At 48.0% G+C, this 16,462-nt stretch carries 18 protein-coding genes; 5 read left to right on the plus strand and 13 right to left on the minus strand.

The window, feature by feature from the left end; all coding sequences use genetic code 11:
- The first annotated feature begins 15 nt into the window (after positions 1-15).
- Genes minD through IQE94_RS15390 form a run of 3 tightly spaced genes read left to right on the plus strand, consistent with a single transcriptional unit; the run spans position 16 to position 1,362 of the window.
- A complete protein-coding gene (minD, locus tag IQE94_RS15380) occupies positions 16-816 on the plus strand; it encodes a septum site-determining protein MinD (protein ID WP_190598688.1) in 801 nt (266 codons plus the stop codon).
- 57 nt (positions 817-873) lie between these two features.
- Positions 874-1,164: a cell division topological specificity factor MinE gene (gene minE / locus IQE94_RS15385; protein ID WP_212720420.1), complete on the plus strand. Its 291-nt coding sequence runs from the start codon at positions 874-876 to the stop codon at positions 1,162-1,164.
- A 12-nt stretch (positions 1,165-1,176) separates the two neighbouring features.
- Complete coding sequence (locus IQE94_RS15390; RefSeq protein ID WP_212720418.1) at positions 1,177-1,362, plus strand: hypothetical protein; 186 nt, start codon at positions 1,177-1,179, stop codon at positions 1,360-1,362.
- Here IQE94_RS15390 and IQE94_RS15395 read toward each other — a convergent pair.
- The 8 genes from IQE94_RS15395 to IQE94_RS15430 all read right to left on the minus strand — a co-directional run bounded on the left by IQE94_RS15395 (position 1,343) and on the right by IQE94_RS15430 (position 7,350).
- A complete protein-coding gene (locus IQE94_RS15395) occupies positions 1,343-2,278 on the minus strand; it encodes a PilW family protein (RefSeq protein ID WP_212720410.1) in 936 nt (311 codons plus the stop codon). The genes IQE94_RS15390 and IQE94_RS15395 overlap by 20 nt on opposite strands.
- 11 nt (positions 2,279-2,289) lie before the next feature.
- Entirely contained in the window at positions 2,290-2,847 is a 558-nt protein-coding gene (locus IQE94_RS15400; protein WP_223342262.1) for a Tfp pilus assembly protein FimT/FimU, read from the minus strand.
- A gap of 113 nt (positions 2,848-2,960) precedes the next feature.
- A complete protein-coding gene (locus IQE94_RS15405; protein ID WP_212720406.1) occupies positions 2,961-3,524 on the minus strand; it encodes a Tfp pilus assembly protein FimT/FimU in 564 nt (187 codons plus the stop codon).
- 54 nt (positions 3,525-3,578) lie between these two features.
- Positions 3,579-4,148: a type II secretion system protein J gene (locus IQE94_RS15410; RefSeq protein WP_223342263.1), complete on the minus strand. Its 570-nt coding sequence runs from the start codon at positions 4,146-4,148 to the stop codon at positions 3,579-3,581.
- A gap of 124 nt (positions 4,149-4,272) precedes the next feature.
- Positions 4,273-5,439 (minus strand): DUF58 domain-containing protein, encoded by a 1,167-nt coding sequence (locus IQE94_RS15415; RefSeq protein WP_223342264.1) that lies wholly within the window; start codon positions 5,437-5,439, stop codon positions 4,273-4,275.
- 81 nt (positions 5,440-5,520) lie between these two features.
- Positions 5,521-6,018, minus strand: a complete 498-nt coding sequence (locus IQE94_RS15420; protein ID WP_212720395.1) for a hypothetical protein — start codon at positions 6,016-6,018, stop codon at positions 5,521-5,523.
- Positions 6,008-6,817 carry a DNA methyltransferase gene (locus IQE94_RS15425; RefSeq protein ID WP_212720393.1) on the minus strand — a complete coding sequence of 270 codons (810 nt, stop codon included), beginning with the start codon at positions 6,815-6,817 and terminating at the stop codon, positions 6,008-6,010. Before IQE94_RS15425 ends, IQE94_RS15420 begins: the two co-directional genes overlap by 11 nt.
- A gap of 29 nt (positions 6,818-6,846) precedes the next feature.
- Positions 6,847-7,350, minus strand: a complete 504-nt coding sequence (locus tag IQE94_RS15430; RefSeq protein ID WP_212720391.1) for a DNA recombination-mediator protein A — start codon at positions 7,348-7,350, stop codon at positions 6,847-6,849.
- Positions 7,351-7,461: 111 nt separating this feature from the next.
- Between IQE94_RS15430 and IQE94_RS15435 the strand changes: the two genes are divergently transcribed.
- Positions 7,462-10,149 (plus strand): chloride channel protein, encoded by a 2,688-nt coding sequence (locus IQE94_RS15435; RefSeq protein WP_212720389.1) that lies wholly within the window; start codon positions 7,462-7,464, stop codon positions 10,147-10,149.
- On the opposite strand, the gene IQE94_RS15440 is transcribed toward IQE94_RS15435, so the two are convergent.
- The gene (locus tag IQE94_RS15440; RefSeq protein ID WP_223342265.1) at positions 10,150-10,398 is read right to left on the minus strand and encodes a hypothetical protein; all 249 of its coding nucleotides are present in this window, start codon (positions 10,396-10,398) and stop codon (positions 10,150-10,152) included. It abuts the gene before it with no gap.
- Between the two features lie 355 nt (positions 10,399-10,753).
- On the opposite strand from IQE94_RS15440, the gene prfB reads away from it, so the two are divergent.
- A protein-coding gene (gene prfB, locus IQE94_RS15445) for a peptide chain release factor 2 (RefSeq protein ID WP_370630481.1) occupies positions 10,754-11,873 on the plus strand; the annotation gives its coding sequence in 2 pieces (ribosomal slippage) (positions 10,754-10,831 and positions 10,833-11,873; 1,119 coding nt in all).
- Here the strand turns inward: prfB and cbiB are convergent.
- The 4 genes from cbiB to IQE94_RS15465 form a co-directional block, all read right to left on the minus strand.
- Positions 11,844-12,851 carry an adenosylcobinamide-phosphate synthase CbiB gene (gene cbiB / locus IQE94_RS15450; protein WP_212721997.1) on the minus strand — a complete coding sequence of 336 codons (1,008 nt, stop codon included), beginning with the start codon at positions 12,849-12,851 and terminating at the stop codon, positions 11,844-11,846. The genes prfB and cbiB overlap by 30 nt on opposite strands.
- Positions 12,851-14,053 carry a serine hydrolase gene (locus IQE94_RS15455; protein ID WP_212720385.1) on the minus strand — a complete coding sequence of 401 codons (1,203 nt, stop codon included), beginning with the start codon at positions 14,051-14,053 and terminating at the stop codon, positions 12,851-12,853. Before IQE94_RS15455 ends, cbiB begins: the two co-directional genes overlap by 1 nt.
- A gap of 25 nt (positions 14,054-14,078) precedes the next feature.
- Positions 14,079-15,275, minus strand: a complete 1,197-nt coding sequence (locus tag IQE94_RS15460; protein ID WP_223342266.1) for a Coenzyme F420 hydrogenase/dehydrogenase, beta subunit C-terminal domain — start codon at positions 15,273-15,275, stop codon at positions 14,079-14,081.
- A 304-nt stretch (positions 15,276-15,579) separates the two neighbouring features.
- The gene (locus IQE94_RS15465) at positions 15,580-16,437 is read right to left on the minus strand and encodes a thiazole synthase (RefSeq protein WP_223343234.1); all 858 of its coding nucleotides are present in this window, start codon (positions 16,435-16,437) and stop codon (positions 15,580-15,582) included.
- Positions 16,438-16,462: the final 25 nt, after the last annotated feature.

Consider the following 16,462-nt stretch of genomic DNA (forward strand, 5'->3'; position numbering starts at 1 on the left):
CGTTATCAGCCAACTATGAATCGGATTATTGTTGTCACTTCGGGCAAAGGTGGAGTCGGAAAAACCACCACCACCGCCAATTTGGGAGCGGCCCTAGCTCGATTGGGAAAAAAGGTTGTCCTGATTGATGCGGACTTTGGCCTGCGAAATCTGGATTTATTGCTGGGGTTAGAACAACGCATTGTTTACACTGCCATCGACGTTTTAGCCGATGAATGTACCATCGATAAAGCCCTGGTAAAAGATAAACGTTTGCCCAATTTAGTCCTCCTCCCCGCTGCCCAAAACCGATCCAAGGATGCGATCAACGCCGAACAAATGCAGTCCCTGGTGGAACAACTCAAGGACAAATTTGACTACATCATCATCGACTGTCCCGCTGGCATTGAAGCTGGTTTTCGCAATGCGGTGGCTCCGGCCCAGGAGGCAATTATCGTCACTACTCCAGAAATGTCGGCGGTGCGAGATGCGGACCGGGTAATCGGTCTTTTGGAAGCGGAGGACATTGGCAAAATTAGTTTGATTGTCAACCGTCTGCGACCAGAAATGGTACAAATCAATCAAATGATTAGTGTGGAGGATATCTTAGACCTGCTAGCAGTACCCCTCATTGGTATTTTGCCAGACGATCAAAAAATTATTATTTCCACCAACAAAGGGGAACCTTTAGTGATGGAAGAAAAGCTATCCGTGCCGGGGCTAGCATTCCAAAATATTGCCCGCCGCCTAGAAGGCCAAGACATTCCCTTTCTGGATTTCATGGCCGCCCACAATAGCCTACTCAACCGTATCCGCCGTCGTCTCTTGGGGGGTTAATCCCATGGATTTGCCCTTTTTCCGTTATGACCCAACAGCCAGTGAGCGAAAACCAGCATGATTTTGGAATTGATTGAAAGGCTCTTTAGTCGGAGTGGCAAAAACAGCGGCGAAGATGCCCGTCGGCGGCTCAAACTGGTCATCGCCAATGATAGATCGGGACTCAGTCCAGAGATGATGGAAGAAATGCGACGGGAAATTGTGGAAGTGGTGAGTCGCTATGTGGAAATTGACCCTGGGGAGATGGAGTTTTCCTTGGAAAGTGACCAACGGATGACCGCTTTAATTGCAAATTTGCCGGTGCGTCGGGTGCGTCGAACCAAAGCCCGGTCAGAAGCCCAGGAATGATAGGGGTTAGTCTTGCTCAATATTGATGCCCTAACAGCGTTGACCAATTTACCCATTGCCACCCAGGTTATTATCCTTGGCACTGCCCATTGCTTATTGGGGCTCACCGCCCCGGCGATCGCCAACCAACGGCGGAAATTGCGACCCTTTCCAGCGGCGATCACCTTTAACCAAGAATCTAAGAAAACGAAGCTGTAATAATGCAAGACAGACTAGTGTAAGTATTGCCCGTATTCACCCATAATCCAGGACTAAAGACAAGTGTGCTACTGGAGCTCGCCACCACGCTCATACCACTAGAGAAGTTGACTGCTGGTCTACCGTCCACTGCCACTGTGACACTGGTGCATGTACCAGCAGCACTGGATCGATTTAAAGTTGCAACTTCAGAAGCGGCCCGGGTAAAAGCGGTAGTAGCCACCCGAAAGTTTCCCGAGCCTGAGCTTTCTGAACTTCTACCTGCCCCAAGACCATCACTGGCTAATTTATCAGAACGACTAGTGAGCCTTAGCTCCACAAGGTTTGGGTTGCTATTATCGACACAGGCAAAAAAACCTGCGCTCGGACTAGCTGGAAACTTATTAGTTCCGGAAGCACACGTTTCATTTCTCGCAGTTGCATTAGTAGTGATGGAATCTACAAGGATACTTTTTGTTCTTTTTGTTGTGTCTAGCTGTCCACTGGCACTTAATGGAGGCCCACAACGGTAAATAGAACTAGGCCCCAACCATGGATTGCCGGGGGGAGTTTTTGTGTAATAAACCACGTTTACTTGGGAGGAATTAATGGCTAATCCGATGACAAACTCTTCCCCACTACCCATCGCACAGCTTTCCACGCCAGAGCTAGTGTCAGTCGGTATAGCACCTGTATTAGTTGAAAGAAACGTAGATTGTCTAATTTCGTCGGTAATGAAATCTGCGGCTCTGGTGGTATTGAATACCAAATCACCAGAAACTTGGGAGTTAATATTGTCCCTCGTCATCATTACAACTGCGTATCCAATGCCACTAACCACGAAAAATGTCATTACAGAAGCGATCAATAGCTCTAATAGGGTAAAGCCCTTTGATTTCTTCGCAATTTTGACAAGTAAATACAAGTGAATTTTCATAGCTAGATCCCCTAAACATCCTTTTGACAATGGGTGGCACTAACGGTAGGAGGAGCTGCCACATAATTTCCACTTCTCATCATGCCAATCATATTTGACATTACTAGACAATAACGAATCCCACTCACATTGACCGACTCCACTACCATAGTCCCCAAATTAGTCGAGTTGCCTTTATAAGAAAAGCGAATATTAGGACTAGGGAAATTATGGTGGAAAGCTACATTTTCCAGTGGTACCTCCCGATAGGGCAAGCAGCCAGAGTATCTTGGGTCAGTATGGAGAATAATCTTGGGGGGATTACTACTGTGCGAAAGTTGCACTCGACACTCTTTCCCCATTTTAATTGCATTCCTTTGGGCTTGCTTTAAAGTTTGTTTGAGGGTGTCAAGCCCATTCCTTGCATCCATTCTAGCTTTCATTCCCATGAAAGATGGCATGGCCAAACTAGCCAAAATTCCGACTACTACTGCCACTGTGCCCATTTCTATCAACGTCCAACCCGATAACAAACCCCTAGATCGGGAAAACAACCTCAAGAAAATGGGTAATTTGCTTTGCCAAACCATAGGCCAAAACCTCCGACAAGATTGTTAGCCTTTAGTATATTTATAATCTCAGACAAAAAGTAGTAACCCAGCAAACATCTCAGTAATTCTTTACGAAACCGCAAGCTAGGTATCTATGGGGCGGGGGTACAGGTACTCCCCTGATAATAGCCAGAACGCATAATCCCGATGCCAGAAGAAACCACTAGACACCTTGGTTCTAGACTTGTAATTTCGTGGCGCAAAACAATCACATCATCATTACCCGCAGTGATATTGGTCGATGAGGGATTGCCCTTATAAGAGAACGTAATAGTCGTTGTGGTACTGGGCTGGGTAAAACTAATCCCAGTGTTAGTCTTAATCGTTACTGGGCTAGGGACACAACCAGTACTGCCTAAGCTAGCCTGGTTAACGGTTCTAGTTGAAGGATTGATGACGACAGTGCAACTAGACCCCCTTTTGATCGCGTTTCTTTGGGCTTCCTGAATTGCTCCCTGCACCTCGGCCATAGCGCTCCTGAGTTGGTTTCTGGCCTGCATCTTGCCAAAGCTGGGTAGAGCTAAGGATGCCAAAATGCTGACGATAACAGCAACCACTACCACCTCAATCAACGTCCATCCCCGGTGGGCAACCCTGGCGGGAGAGTTACAAAGGATTTTTAAAGGAAGCCTAGCACCATAACTTCTTGTCATCATTAACCATCCCCAACATAGATTATTTCTAAATCCGTCACCATCAATTTGCCTCGCCTACGGACAGGTAAGAGCGGCGGCCGGAAGAACTTCGGTGTAAAGACTGGCAAGAATACTTTTGTTTGTATCTGTAATTTCAATGTTCCTCACAATGTAGTTAAGCTGAAGAACATTGCCGGAAACGGTAGGAGTCCGAGTTAAACTTGCTGTTCTTCCCAAAATTGTTCGATTTGCTGGAGCGGGCAGACTCGCAAGACCATTGTTGTCGAGGTTGGCATCACCACTATTATTGGCATCACGAAAGGCTGTACCCACTCCAGTTGGGCATCCACTCTGATCTTTATAGCTGTCAGCTAAAGCCCTAACTCTTTCCAAATCTTCTTTGATCCAATAGCCAGCTTGGGCTTGTCTTTCTGCTTTAACCCGCATTACCGTTGCCATCACCATGGCATTGAGGGTTCCCGTCAGAAACAAAAAGGAAATCATCAAAGCAATCAGCACTTCAAACATGGTGAATCCCCGATCGCCATCGCCACTACGTTTGTTATCAGATGGTGGGGACTGACAAACCAAACTCCACAGCAAGGCACTGCGGGGTCGCAATGAGGGTGAAATAGCCTTGAACATAGCTGAACCTGACAAGGAATAAAAGCCGGGGGGGGGCATAACATGGCCCATAGCACCACTCTAACACCATTTATTATTGAGTGACCCAGGACACATTCAGCATAAACACGTATTGTTTTAAACTCTAACTAACCATCCTTGGGGAAAAATTCGGAGGCCGCTGCAGTTGTTGAGATAAATCTTTATCGTCTTCAACTGTTAGGCCAGCACAAAGGGCAGACCGAGGGGAAGATGATGCCCCCGGTGGAGCAAAATAGAGCCAACGACTGTAACTAGCTACATCTTCCACACTCTCAGCTCGGCCAGTTATCCATAGCAAAGGAATGCGTCGGGGTAGTTCATATTCGTTAGATTCTTCCATTTGCACCGCTGCCAAAGTTTCCAAAACTGATCGCCCACCGGTCACCAAGCCGGCCCCTGCTGTCCACAGCTTGACGTTCAATTGAGCCCGCACTGCATAGAAATACAGGGAAGCCGCCGCAATTACGGCCTGCTCAAAAAGTTCTGCTTGCCATAAAGCACCACTATCGAGACAAATGACCAACTCCTGGCCCCCCGTCACCACCTCTAATTCCCGCACCATAAACTGGTCAAATCGAGCACTACTACGCCAATGGATCAACCGGGTGGGATCACCAAAACGGTAGGCCCGCAAAGTTTTAGTCATTCCCTCCGTCGCCGCTTGATAATGGCGATCGCTGTATATCCGGTCCTGATCCTCTGCTCCAATGGCGTCCACCAAAGGACATTGCTGAAGCTTGAGTACCTGGGGATAAACAATAGCTTTGGCGGGAACAACCTGACTACGGCGACACCAAAACAAGCCTAAAGGGGCACCGGTGCGTAATTGCAAATTTTGCCAGTGGTACACTCCCCGTTTTTGGGTGGGCTGGAAATAGCTCCATTGGTAAAAATTCTTGGGCGGCACAAGTTCGATCGCCTTACCTTGAGGCCGTCCTAGTCCGGAGGGTAATAGATCCCACACCTGGAGTAAACTTTTGGCTTCCTTATGGTTATTGTGAAGCCGGAGGGTAATGGTCAAATCCTCCCCTGCACTCACTGGCTGGATAGGAAAACGTTCCAATTGCAACTGCCGGAGCGATCGCCTGGGAAGAATGGCGGCAATGATTAACAGAGCAAAACTAATGCCACTGATGACATAAAGCCAACCGGCCATGGAGTTAGTGGCCGCACCAAATAGACAAATGGCCAGTACCAGGAGCAACCAGCCAGCATAGGAAGGGGTCACCCAACGCCGCTCCAACCAATCAGCAAAATTTAATGATTTCATAGTCAACTCAACGGAACTCCATTCAAAAATCAATACTCCATCACCGAATATAGAACCCAAACTCAACAGAGAAATATCTGGTTAGTTATCAGTGTCTTCGTAGACAACTTTGCCATTTTTACGAACCCAACTTTCTGAGAAACTTACATGAGAAATTGCATTTCGACTTCGGTCAAGTTGGCGCTCTGTTTCTTCGACAAGTACTTTTGGTTCAAGTTCGTAGATAACCTTTGGTTTAATTTGGTTATTTTCGTAAAAGACGGCGTAATAAATTTTAGAATTTCGCCAAATACGATTGAGAGATTCTTGCCGTTTCTCATCAGGCTCTTTGAACATTCGGTCTAACTGTCCGGTTCCTCCTTCTTTACAAGAGAGATACTCATAAACGATTGATGGGTCATTAGGATTTCTTGCATCAGCATCCCGCTTTGTTGTAATCAACTCATTGCCCAGCAAGTCGGCAATAATCATTTCCTTTACTAGACCTGGCTGTAGAAGATTATTGATGCCGACAGTTTTTGCCAGTTCAGCAGCCTTGGCCACAAGTGCAACAATTCTTCGATAAACTTCACGCTCCATAGGAAAATTCAATTACTATTTGCCCTACGTCGAGGGATGCTAGGCGTTTTTCCGATGCTGCAACGAACTCTGGCTGTATCTCAAAGGCAATAAAATTTCGCTTGTTACGTTTGCAGACTACGGGGCATGTTCCCACACCAGCAAAAGGATCAAGAACGAGGTCTCCAACGGAAGAACTGGCCAATACGAGACGTTCGATTAATCTTTCGGGTTTCTGGATAGTATTTAATGCGTCCCGTGATACAAGCTCCCTGGATTTGTAAGTCAGTTGTTTGATGTCGCCCCAAACATCACCGGGATTTTTACCCTTCTCATTAAATTTAGTTTTCCCATACTGGCCATTTGTAACTGATGGCACATTTTCACAACGCCTTCTATGTTCTAACTCCACAAGTTGTGATACCCGGATATCATCGAGATTATAGCATTTTGCTTTTTTCCCTTTGATAAAGTAGGCAATAATATCGTAGTTATTGGTGTAATTTAAACGACCTTGGGCTAATCTACTGGGCTGATACCAAACAATCTTTGATTTCAGCGTTAGGTAAGGACGATAATCAATAAAATCTAAGCAATCAGGTTTGCCAAACAGATATAGTGCTCCACCTTCCTTGAGCTTGGGAGAAAATATTTTGATCAGGTTAAGGTTGAATTCTTGAATGGATGGTATTTTGTCCCACTCATTTTGAGTGACACCATAGGGGCCATCACAAATGATAAGGTCTATCGATTCATTTTCAATTTTGTGGAGCAGTTCAAAGGCATTGCCGCAGTGGATCTGATTTGCTCCTAGTGCCATGTTTGTTAGCTCCTGTGGATTGCTTTAACCTAATCAAAATAGAAAAGGGTGACCAGTTTTCTTTGCTCCTCTGCTTCCGCACAGGTCTGCAACAGGGTGTGACTCTCGTGGAAAGCAAAGCAAATCAACTGCTGACAACGGCTGACAATTTCTCGGTTACAAATGGTGCTCGCTTCCCCCAGGGAAAGGGTATCGTTTTCGCTATTTTCCACCAGATGAACTACCTGCCCCAACTGATTGCGGGATTCCCTCGGCTGGCGGTCTAAACTTTGGGGCAAAATTACCGTGAGCAAATTAGGATCGGCCCGCATGGCTCCCTTAATGACAGCGGAGTTGGTGCCCGTAGCACCGGATGTAACCAGGTGATTGCCCCCCAAAACCAAGGCATAGCTCATCATTTCGATCAACTGTTGGTGGGTTATCGGCACATGGCGAGATCCCAATAGGGCAATGCGTTTAGAACCAGTTTGCTGAATAGCGGCCAGTTCCTGCGCTAAGGTATCTAGGGTAGGGATATTAACAACTTGGCTCAAAGACGCTCTCTTCAAAGGCTGTGGTGACCGCTGTTATTGTAACAAACTGATTGCCGGATGGCGACGCGATCTCCAAATTTGCCCTAAAACTGTTTTAGAAATTCTCTCCCCATGGCTTGGTTTCCCCTTTGGCAACGGTGGCTTCAATGGTTACGGTCCCGACATTATGGCCGCACTGCCATCGATAGCCGTTATGCGATCGCCGAAGCCTGTGTGATTGGATTTGTCTCTGCTCTGGCGGCCTTGGTGATCAAAAGTGGAGTTAACTGGCTGGGGTCTAGCCGCTTAAGTTTGGCCGATACCTACGGGGCCATCTGGGTGTTGCCCTGCTTTGGTTTGGTATTTGGCGGTTTAGCGGGGACATTGATCGAACAATTTTCCCGGCCGGCGGGGGGCGGCGGTATTCCCCAGGTCAAGGCGGCCCTGGCCCGCTATCCCATTCCCCTTAATTGGCAAGTGGCTGTGGTGAAACTGGTGGGTACGGTGCTGGTGCTGGGGGGAGGTATGACCTTGGGACGGAGGGCCCCCACTGTGCATATTGGTGCGGCCTTGGCGGCCCAATTGAGTCGTTGGTTTCCCACTTCCCCCGAACATCGTCGGCAAATGATTGCAGCCGGGGCGGCGGCGGGCCTAGCGGCGGGTTTCACCACTCCCATTGCGGGGGTTTTGTTTGTGGTGGAGGAGTTGATGCGAGATGTGTCCAGCTTGACTTTAGAAACGGCGATCGTGGCTTCCTTTGTGGGGGCTGTAACTTCTTTGGTGTTTCAATCCAGCGACCTTAATTTGGCCCATAGCTTGAGCAACAGTCCAACGGTACATTTCACCATAGCGGAAATTCCCTTCTATCTATTGTTGGGGGTTTTGGCGGGCATTTTAGGCGTGTTGCTCAACCGCAGTATTCTTTTCCTACAAAATTGGCAAAGAAAACAAAACCTATCCTTAGCTATTCGCATTGGTGTAGTGGGGTTAATTTCCGGGGTGGCGATCGCCCTCTTGCCGAGCTTTTTTAGGGACAATGCGGGATTGAGGGAATTTGTCACCTCTGGGGAACTGAGTTGGCACCAGGTGATTTTGACCCTAGTGGCCCACTTTATTTTGACCATTTTGGCCTACAGCACCGATGCACCGGGGGGACTGTTTGCTCCAGCCTTGGTAATGGGCTCGGCCCTGGGCTATCTGGTGGGGGAATTTGGCAATCAATGGCAAGACCAGATTACCCAAACCACCTTTGCTTTGGCGGGAATGGGGGCGTTTTTTACTAGTGTGGTGCGGGTGCCGGTGACGGCGATCATCATTGTGTTTGAACTGACCGGCAACTTCAATGTGGTGTTGCCCCTCATGGTGGCCTGTGCCACATCCTATCTAGTGGCAGAAAGTCTATTTCCCCGTTCCCTCTATGACCATTTACTGGAAACCAAGGGGATCTTTTTAGCGGAGGAAAAACCAGACCACGATTTTTTGGCCGATATTCGGGCCCATCAGGTGATGAAGACCGATGTGGAAAGCTTGGAGCAGAGTTTAACCCTAGCCCAAGTGCTACCAATTATGTCCAATTCCCATCACCGGGGTTTTCCTGTGGTGCAGGGGGGAAAACTGGTGGGGGTATTTACCCAAACGGATTTGGCCAATGCGGCTCAGGAGTCGGTACATATTGTCCTGAAGCAAATCATGACCCCCAATCCGATCACAGTGGACCCGGAAGCGCCCCTCAGTGATGTGCTTTATTTGCTCAACCGCTATCAACTTTCCCGCTTGCCGGTGGTGGAAGGGGACAATAAATTGGTGGGTATTATCACCCGCACAGACATTATTCGCGAAGAGGTGAGTCAGTTGGGGGGACAAATTATCCATCCTCCCCATCCGGCTTACAGCGTGTACCAAACCCGATCGCCATTGGTGGGGGAAGGGCGAATTTTGTTACCGATCCGAGACCCCAACAGCGCCCTGGTATTATTCCAAATTGCGGCGGCGATCGCCAAAAAGCAAAACTACGAAATTGACTGTTTGCAGGTGGTGAAGGTATCCAAGGCCCAATCCCCTTCTGTACAAAGGGTGCAATGGCAGAGGCAACGGCAACTGATGCAAAAATTGGAACGCATTGCCCGGCACCAAGGGGTATTGCTCCACACGGAAATCAAACTAGCCTTTAGCGTTACCGACACCATCCTTGACACCATCAGAACCCGCCACAGCGACTTACTCATTCTAGAGTGGCAAGGGGAAATGCCCATTGGGGGACAAATTTTCGGTACCATCACCGATCGCCTCATCGACCAAGCCCCCTGCTCCTTGTTAATGGTCAAACAGGGCACCAATGGCCATGCCTATCCCCGTCACCTATCTCCCATGGCCCACTGGTTAATGCCGGTGGCGGGGGGGCCCAACATTGAGCAGATGCTAACCCTATTACCGGCGCTGTTTTCCCTCTACCCGGAGGAGAATAATCCCCAACTATTAATCTCTAAGGTCTATCTACCCAGGCAGTCCCAGCGCTACGACCCCTTTTATGACCTGAAAACCTTGGCGGAACGGTGGGCAGAACAATTACAGCGTCCGATTATTCCCATTCCAGTCTGCTCCACTTCCATTGCCGATGCCCTCAGTGACCTAGCGGAAATGCGTGAATGTGCGGCGATCGTGCTGGGGGCTAGTCGGGAAGGGCTATTGAAAAATGTCATCCACGGCAATCTACCCACTCAAATTGCCACCCAAACCAATACCACTGTGTTTATCTTCCGGGGGCCAGTGGATACTCCCCCGGCGATCGCCCCTCCTCTTGCAGACGAGTTGGCCGAGTAATTAGCAATAAAAATTACTGCGGTCTAAAACAACTTCTCCATGGTCCGGAACCCACGCAACCCAAGTAGTGGAGGAATCCTGACAAAGCAACTTCGCTTCATCAAAAGCATAATCTCCGGGGATCTCCAACAATTTCACCCAGGTGTCTCGGTTATACGTAATAATATGACAAAAAGCATGCCAACCCACAGCCATATCATTGACCGGCATCGAAGCCGTTACATTAAACAGGTTCATTTGCGGCGACATAAATCCTCTCCGTTTTACTAACCAGCAAAATCTGTCTAGAAAACCTTCCCAGCCCAACTTTTTCTAGGGATTGTTCGGTGGATAGGTATCCAACTCCTTCATCCAGTTCCCAAAAAGCCGGGGAACTTCAGGGGTAGACTCTAGATCCTACCAACTGCATTCCAAGACGAATCAGAAGTGAAAGGAATAATTTCTGTATCTATATTTACAAAATCATAGGGATAATCATTTGATTAGCCAAGTAAAATTAACAAATCTTGACACAAATGATAAGCTTTGTTGATGAATGCCCCTCGGTGCAGGGCTAACCCAATGGCCATATACTTGGAAGAGCTTCAAAGAACGTTTTTTGCTAATGATCACCGAATTAACTGACCTAAAAAGAAACCTAGAATTAATCTCGTCTCGCCTGGGGCAAACCCAGGACTATCTTTGACCTGCCGGGTTTAAAAGCCAAAGTTCACGACTTAGAACAATGCGCCGCCCAACCGGACTTTTGGGACAATACCGACCAAGCTCAACAGGTTCTCCAGAACTTAAATGACACCAAATCCCAGTTAGAGCAATGGCATACATGGCAACAGCAGTGGCAGGATAGCCAAGCCATTGTGGAGCTTTTAGAACTGGAAGATGATGAAGCTCTGTTAACGGAAGCAGAAACTACGCTGGAGCAACTGCAAAAAGAATTAGACCGCTGGGAACTACAACAATTACTATCTGGGCCCTACGATGCTAAGGGGGCCACTTTAACCATCAATGCCGGAGCCGGCGGTACCGATGCCCAGGACTGGGCTGAAATGTTGTTACGAATGTACACCCGTTGGAGCGAAAAACAGGGTTACAAAGTCCATTTGGCAGAAATTTCCGAGGGGGATGAAGCGGGTTTGAAATCCGTCACATTGGAAATTGAAGGACGCTACGCCTACGGTTACCTAAAATCCGAAAAGGGGACCCATCGCTTGGTGCGTATTTCCCCCTTTAATGCCAACGGTAAACGTCAGACTAGCTTTGCCGGAGTGGAAGTGATGCCTTTGTTGGGGGAAGAAGCGATTAATTTGGACATTCCCGATAAGGATTTGGATATTTCCACCTCCAGGGCCGGGGGTAAGGGAGGGCAAAATGTTAACAAAGTGGAAACCGCTGTCCGCATTGTTCACCTACCCACAGGTTTAGCTGTCCGTTGTACCCAAGAACGTTCTCAGTTACAAAACAAAGAAAAGGCCCTGGCTATCCTCAAAGCTAAGTTATTAATTGTCCTGGAAGAGCAACGGGCCCAGGCGATCGCCGAAATTCGAGGAGATATGGTGGAAGCGGCCTGGGGCACCCAAATTCGTAACTATGTTTTCCATCCCTACCAGTTGGTGAAGGATTTACGCACTAACCTGGAAACCACTGATGTCAGTGGCGTGATGGATGGGGAATTGTCCGATTTTATTGAGGCATACCTAAGACATAGCACCCGCTTGGATGGCTAATATTGCCATTAACCCTAATAATAATTGCCAGAGAAAAACTGTGCGGGAATACCATAAACTTTGGGTAATTTTGGCTGTGGTTAAAGGCTCAATGGCATCTCCTAATAAAGGTTTCTTTTTCAACACCCCTTGGTAATAGTTATCACCCCCCAGTTGCACTCCTAAAATGGCCGCATAAACTGCTTCGCTCCAACCAGAATTGGGACTGGGATCGAGGGGCCCATCCCGACGGGCCATGGCCAAGACTTGCTTGGTTTTTTTCGATAGTAACGCCAGCATTAATACGGTGAGGCGACAGGGTAACCAAGTTAAACAATCTTCCAGCCGAGCACTGAACCAGCCTAAATCCGTATAGGGCTCCCGTTTATAGCCCACCATGGAATCCAGCGTACTGACTGACTTATAGGCGATCGCCAAGGGCCAGGGGCCAATGAAAGGTAAAGCCAATCCCAGTAAAGCGTAGAACAAAGGCGCAGTGACTCCATCCACTGTATTTTCCGCCACACTTTCCACCGTGGCCCTTAAAATCTCCGTCTCCGATAGATTATCCGTATCCCTCCCCACGAAGAGGGCTAATTTTTGTCGCGCAGTGGGCAAATCCCCCATTTGTAAAGGTTCGATCACTGACCGCGCCGCCTGGGCTAAACTATGACCGGCAAAACAACTAGAAACCCCCACTATTTGTATAATTATGGCTAAAACAGGAGAGAATTTTTCAGCTAAGTTAATTATTAACCAAGGTAGAAAGCCACTGCCGATAATTATTTTTAATCCTAAAAAAATCCCCCATAAACGTCGAGTCGTTTGACCAGTAAAGTTTTTGATAATCCACTGACTGGTAAAATCAATTGTCCAGCCCATCAATTGCACTGGATGCAAACAAGACTTGGGATCCCCCAGGAGAAAATCTAACCAGGCAGATCCTGCGAGAATCAGCAAAGCATTAAGGGGAAAAAAATTGAGCTCTTCCGCCATTATTATTCACTTTTGCAAACTAAATTTGGTTGGTCATCCAAGAGGGCTTGATAAACACTGACCAAAAGGAGTTTAACATTATTATTTTGATCATTAACAGCGCTATTAAATAAAGCAGAAATAATTATTTCATTACAGGGAAAATAAAGATAAAAAGAACGATGACCAATGGTCTCCCCTTGATAAAACCAATACTGTCCCCAATCTTCGTGGTAACCCTGGACGACTCCTAGACCGAATCCTCTGGTTTCTGTGGCCGTTGTACCAGCAATAGGCTCACCGCTCGTAAGGGAAACTAATTGGGTTAACTTTTCTTTTTGCTCCGGGGTAAGTAATTGATCTTCGATAAATAAAGCCCTCACCCAATCGATAATATCCTGTGTATTGGCCACCAGACCCCCGGCGGCTCCAGCCCAGGAAAGATTGCTACTATCGAATGGTCTGCCTGTTAACTCAGGGTTAGTGTAAGGGTTAAAATTATTTCCCTCCACCATGCGAGCTAAAATTCCCGGAGGATAACTGGGAATGGGATAGAAAGTATTTTTTAGTTCCAACAGTTGCAAAAGTTTTTCATCAATTATCTCAGCATAACTTTGGCCATAAACCTTTTCTAAAATAAGACCACCTAGGGTGTAAGCAGTGTTGGTGTAGGCATAACCAATATTTAAGGGGGGAGCGGGCAAATTGGGCTGGGGATAAACCACATCCACCAATTCCTCGTCCCGCCAAATACGATCTGGACTGTACGCAAAGCCATAGTTAACAGTGGGGCTATCACTGTAGTTGGGTAACCCGGAAGTCATATTTAACAACTGGGTAATTGTTACCCTACTCCAGCGGTCATATTCTGGCAGGTAGGTGACAAAATTGTCAGATAGGGTAACCTTTCCTGCCCCCTCTGCTTGGAGGAGGAGAGCCGCAGTAAAAGATTTGGTTATACTGCCAATTTGAAACAGACTGTTGGCATCAATAGCGGGACTGTTGGGACTATGGCTTTTATGGCCCACTGAATAGGTCTTAGTTTCTCCATCCCCTACCTTAGTGGACAACTGAATAGCACTAAAAAATTCATCCTTTCCATAGGTTTGATAATGTTCATCCAAGATATTTTGCACCTTCTCATCCAGGGTTTCTCCCCAGGCATCCCCGGCGGGTAAACCAGAAAAAAATGCTAACGCACCGACCAGAAATAGAGATTTTTTCATAGCCTTCCTTGAGTTTTATGGGGATTTATTGCTGGGGAAGTTTATACTGCTCAACAATTTTTTGGGCGAAGGGGGGCACATGGTTAGCCAACTTTTCCGGATGGTTCCGCTTAACGTAAAGATAGTTGCGGGTGAAGTGGGAATCAATGGAAAAGCGGGCATACTCTAACCCCGTCGGGCCAATTTTATCAATTACCAAACCCATCATTTTCGCCACCCACATGGGTAATGTTACGGCTTTATCGTAGGCTGTAATGCCCTGTTGCACTGCCTGATGGCGATCGCCGCTGGAGTCCACCTGGCCAATGTGTAACTGGTCTTGCACCAGGTCTAGTATTTCCTGCCCTGTTTGATTGCGTACCACCAACCATTGCCAGCCAAAGGGAGCACCCATATAACCGACCACAAGATCCGCTAAGCCATTGACGTAATCGAAACAACTCATGCAGGAAGGGGCAAAAACTTCCTTTAATTGATTAGTTTTTAAACCAAAGAACGGCACTAATTCCGTCGAGCCATCTTCATGTTTGAAATGCACCCGGAAATCCTGCATAAATTCGTAATACACCACCGTATCGGGGGATTTGCTGGTGGTTTCCAAGAATTTCTGTAATCCCGCCCGGGACACGTTATCCACACAGGGAGTGCCCAGCACATAGAGTTTTTCTAAGCCCAGTTGTTTTTCCACCGCCCGCAGAGCTTGGATCTGGCAACCCACACCAATGACCAGCAAACGTTTCAAGCCCGACTTTTCCACCTCCTCCAACACGGACAAATTAGGGGACAGGGTCGGTTTATTGACTTTCGCCGCCAGCACTTCCGCCGGGGTTTTGGCAATCACCACCTGGGGCTGAAAACGATCCTCCGGGGTATTTTGCACACAGACCACCCCTTCCACCAAGCCTTTGTTCAACATCTCACAGCCAATGGTGCTGACAATGCCAGTCCACTGGGCTCCGGGGATGGGCTCCTGTTTGCGGGCCGTGATCATTTTTTCATGCACCCCGAAGTAAACCTCATCTTCCTTATTTAAATCCCGATGGCGGCCGTGGGTCTGCTCCTCCAGATGGTCAAATTGTTGATTAATGAAGGCACAAGCTTCTTTGACGTAGTGGATATAGTAGGTGTCGCAAAGACCGCAATCACTACAGAGTTCCTTGGCGGGACGGGGACTACCGGGTTTGAGACCTTTGGCTTTCTGGTGGGGGGCAGGAACGGTCATGGAAAAGTTGGAAATTTGCAAAAAGTTTTAGCATTGTCACTGTTTTCCACGGTAGCGCAAAACCTGGGGCCCACCCATTGGCAATGGAAATAGTTGGCCATGGTTGCCGACCGACATATTTTTGGCCAACCCAAAACAAACCAAATGGTTGATCAGGGAAACTTCCCTGCCTAGTGGTTGTTACCCAATGCTGAGGACAAATTTCTGCAAGTTTGCCCTTTCTTGATCCCCGATCGCCGCCGAAGCTTAGGTAAGTCCATTTAAAAACCCCTAAACCATCGGTTCCTCAAAATCATCATTCCACTCAAACCACTAGGTTTGTAAGGGGAGAACTGGCATTGGCTTGATTTTTAATCGGCATTCTGCCCGACAGATAGGCTAGCCTGCCCGCTTGGGTGGCCATCCCCATGGCCTGGGCCATCGCTACCGGATTGGCCGCCATGGCGATCGCACTGTTGATCAATACCGCATCGGCACCCATTTCCATGGCTTGGGCCGCTTCGCTGGGGGTGCCAATGCCGGCATCTACCACCACGGGAACTTTGGCATTTTCAATGATGATGGCAATGTTGGCCGTGTTGCGGATACCCTGTCCCGAACCAATGGGGGAACCGAGGGGCATCACAGTGGCACAGCCCACTTCCTCCAGACGTTTTGCTAACAAGGGGTCAGCGTTAATATAGGGCAATACGGCAAAACCTTCTTTGACCAACTGTTCCGCCGCTTCTAGGGTACCAATGGGGTCTGGTAATAGATATTGAGTGTCGGGAATGACTTCCAGTTTAATGAAATTATTGTCTTCCTGCCCCAACAGTTTGGCCATTTCTCGCCCCAACCGGGCGACCCGAATAGCTTCCTCCGTAGTCTGGCAACCGGCGGTGTTGGGTAACATCCAGATAGTGGACCAGTCAATGGCTTCCGCTAGTCCTTCGTGGCCTGGGGCATTGGTTTGTACACGGCGCACCGCTACCGTCACAATTTGGCAACCACTGCTAGCAACGCTGTCCTGCATGGTGGTCAAAGAAGGATATTTACCAGTGCCAGTCATGAGACGGGAGTGAAATTTGCGGCCGGCAATTTCTAACAGGTCTTCACTGTCTGCCAAATTTTCGGAAGCATGGGGCAGGGAAGGGTTAGCAACGGAGGGGAACACGGCAGTCATAGGGCGGCAGGGCAGTACAGAGGGA

The organism is Synechocystis sp. PCC 7339 (genome assembly GCF_019924095.1).
Classification (GTDB): Bacteria; Cyanobacteriota; Cyanobacteriia; order Cyanobacteriales; family Microcystaceae; genus Synechocystis.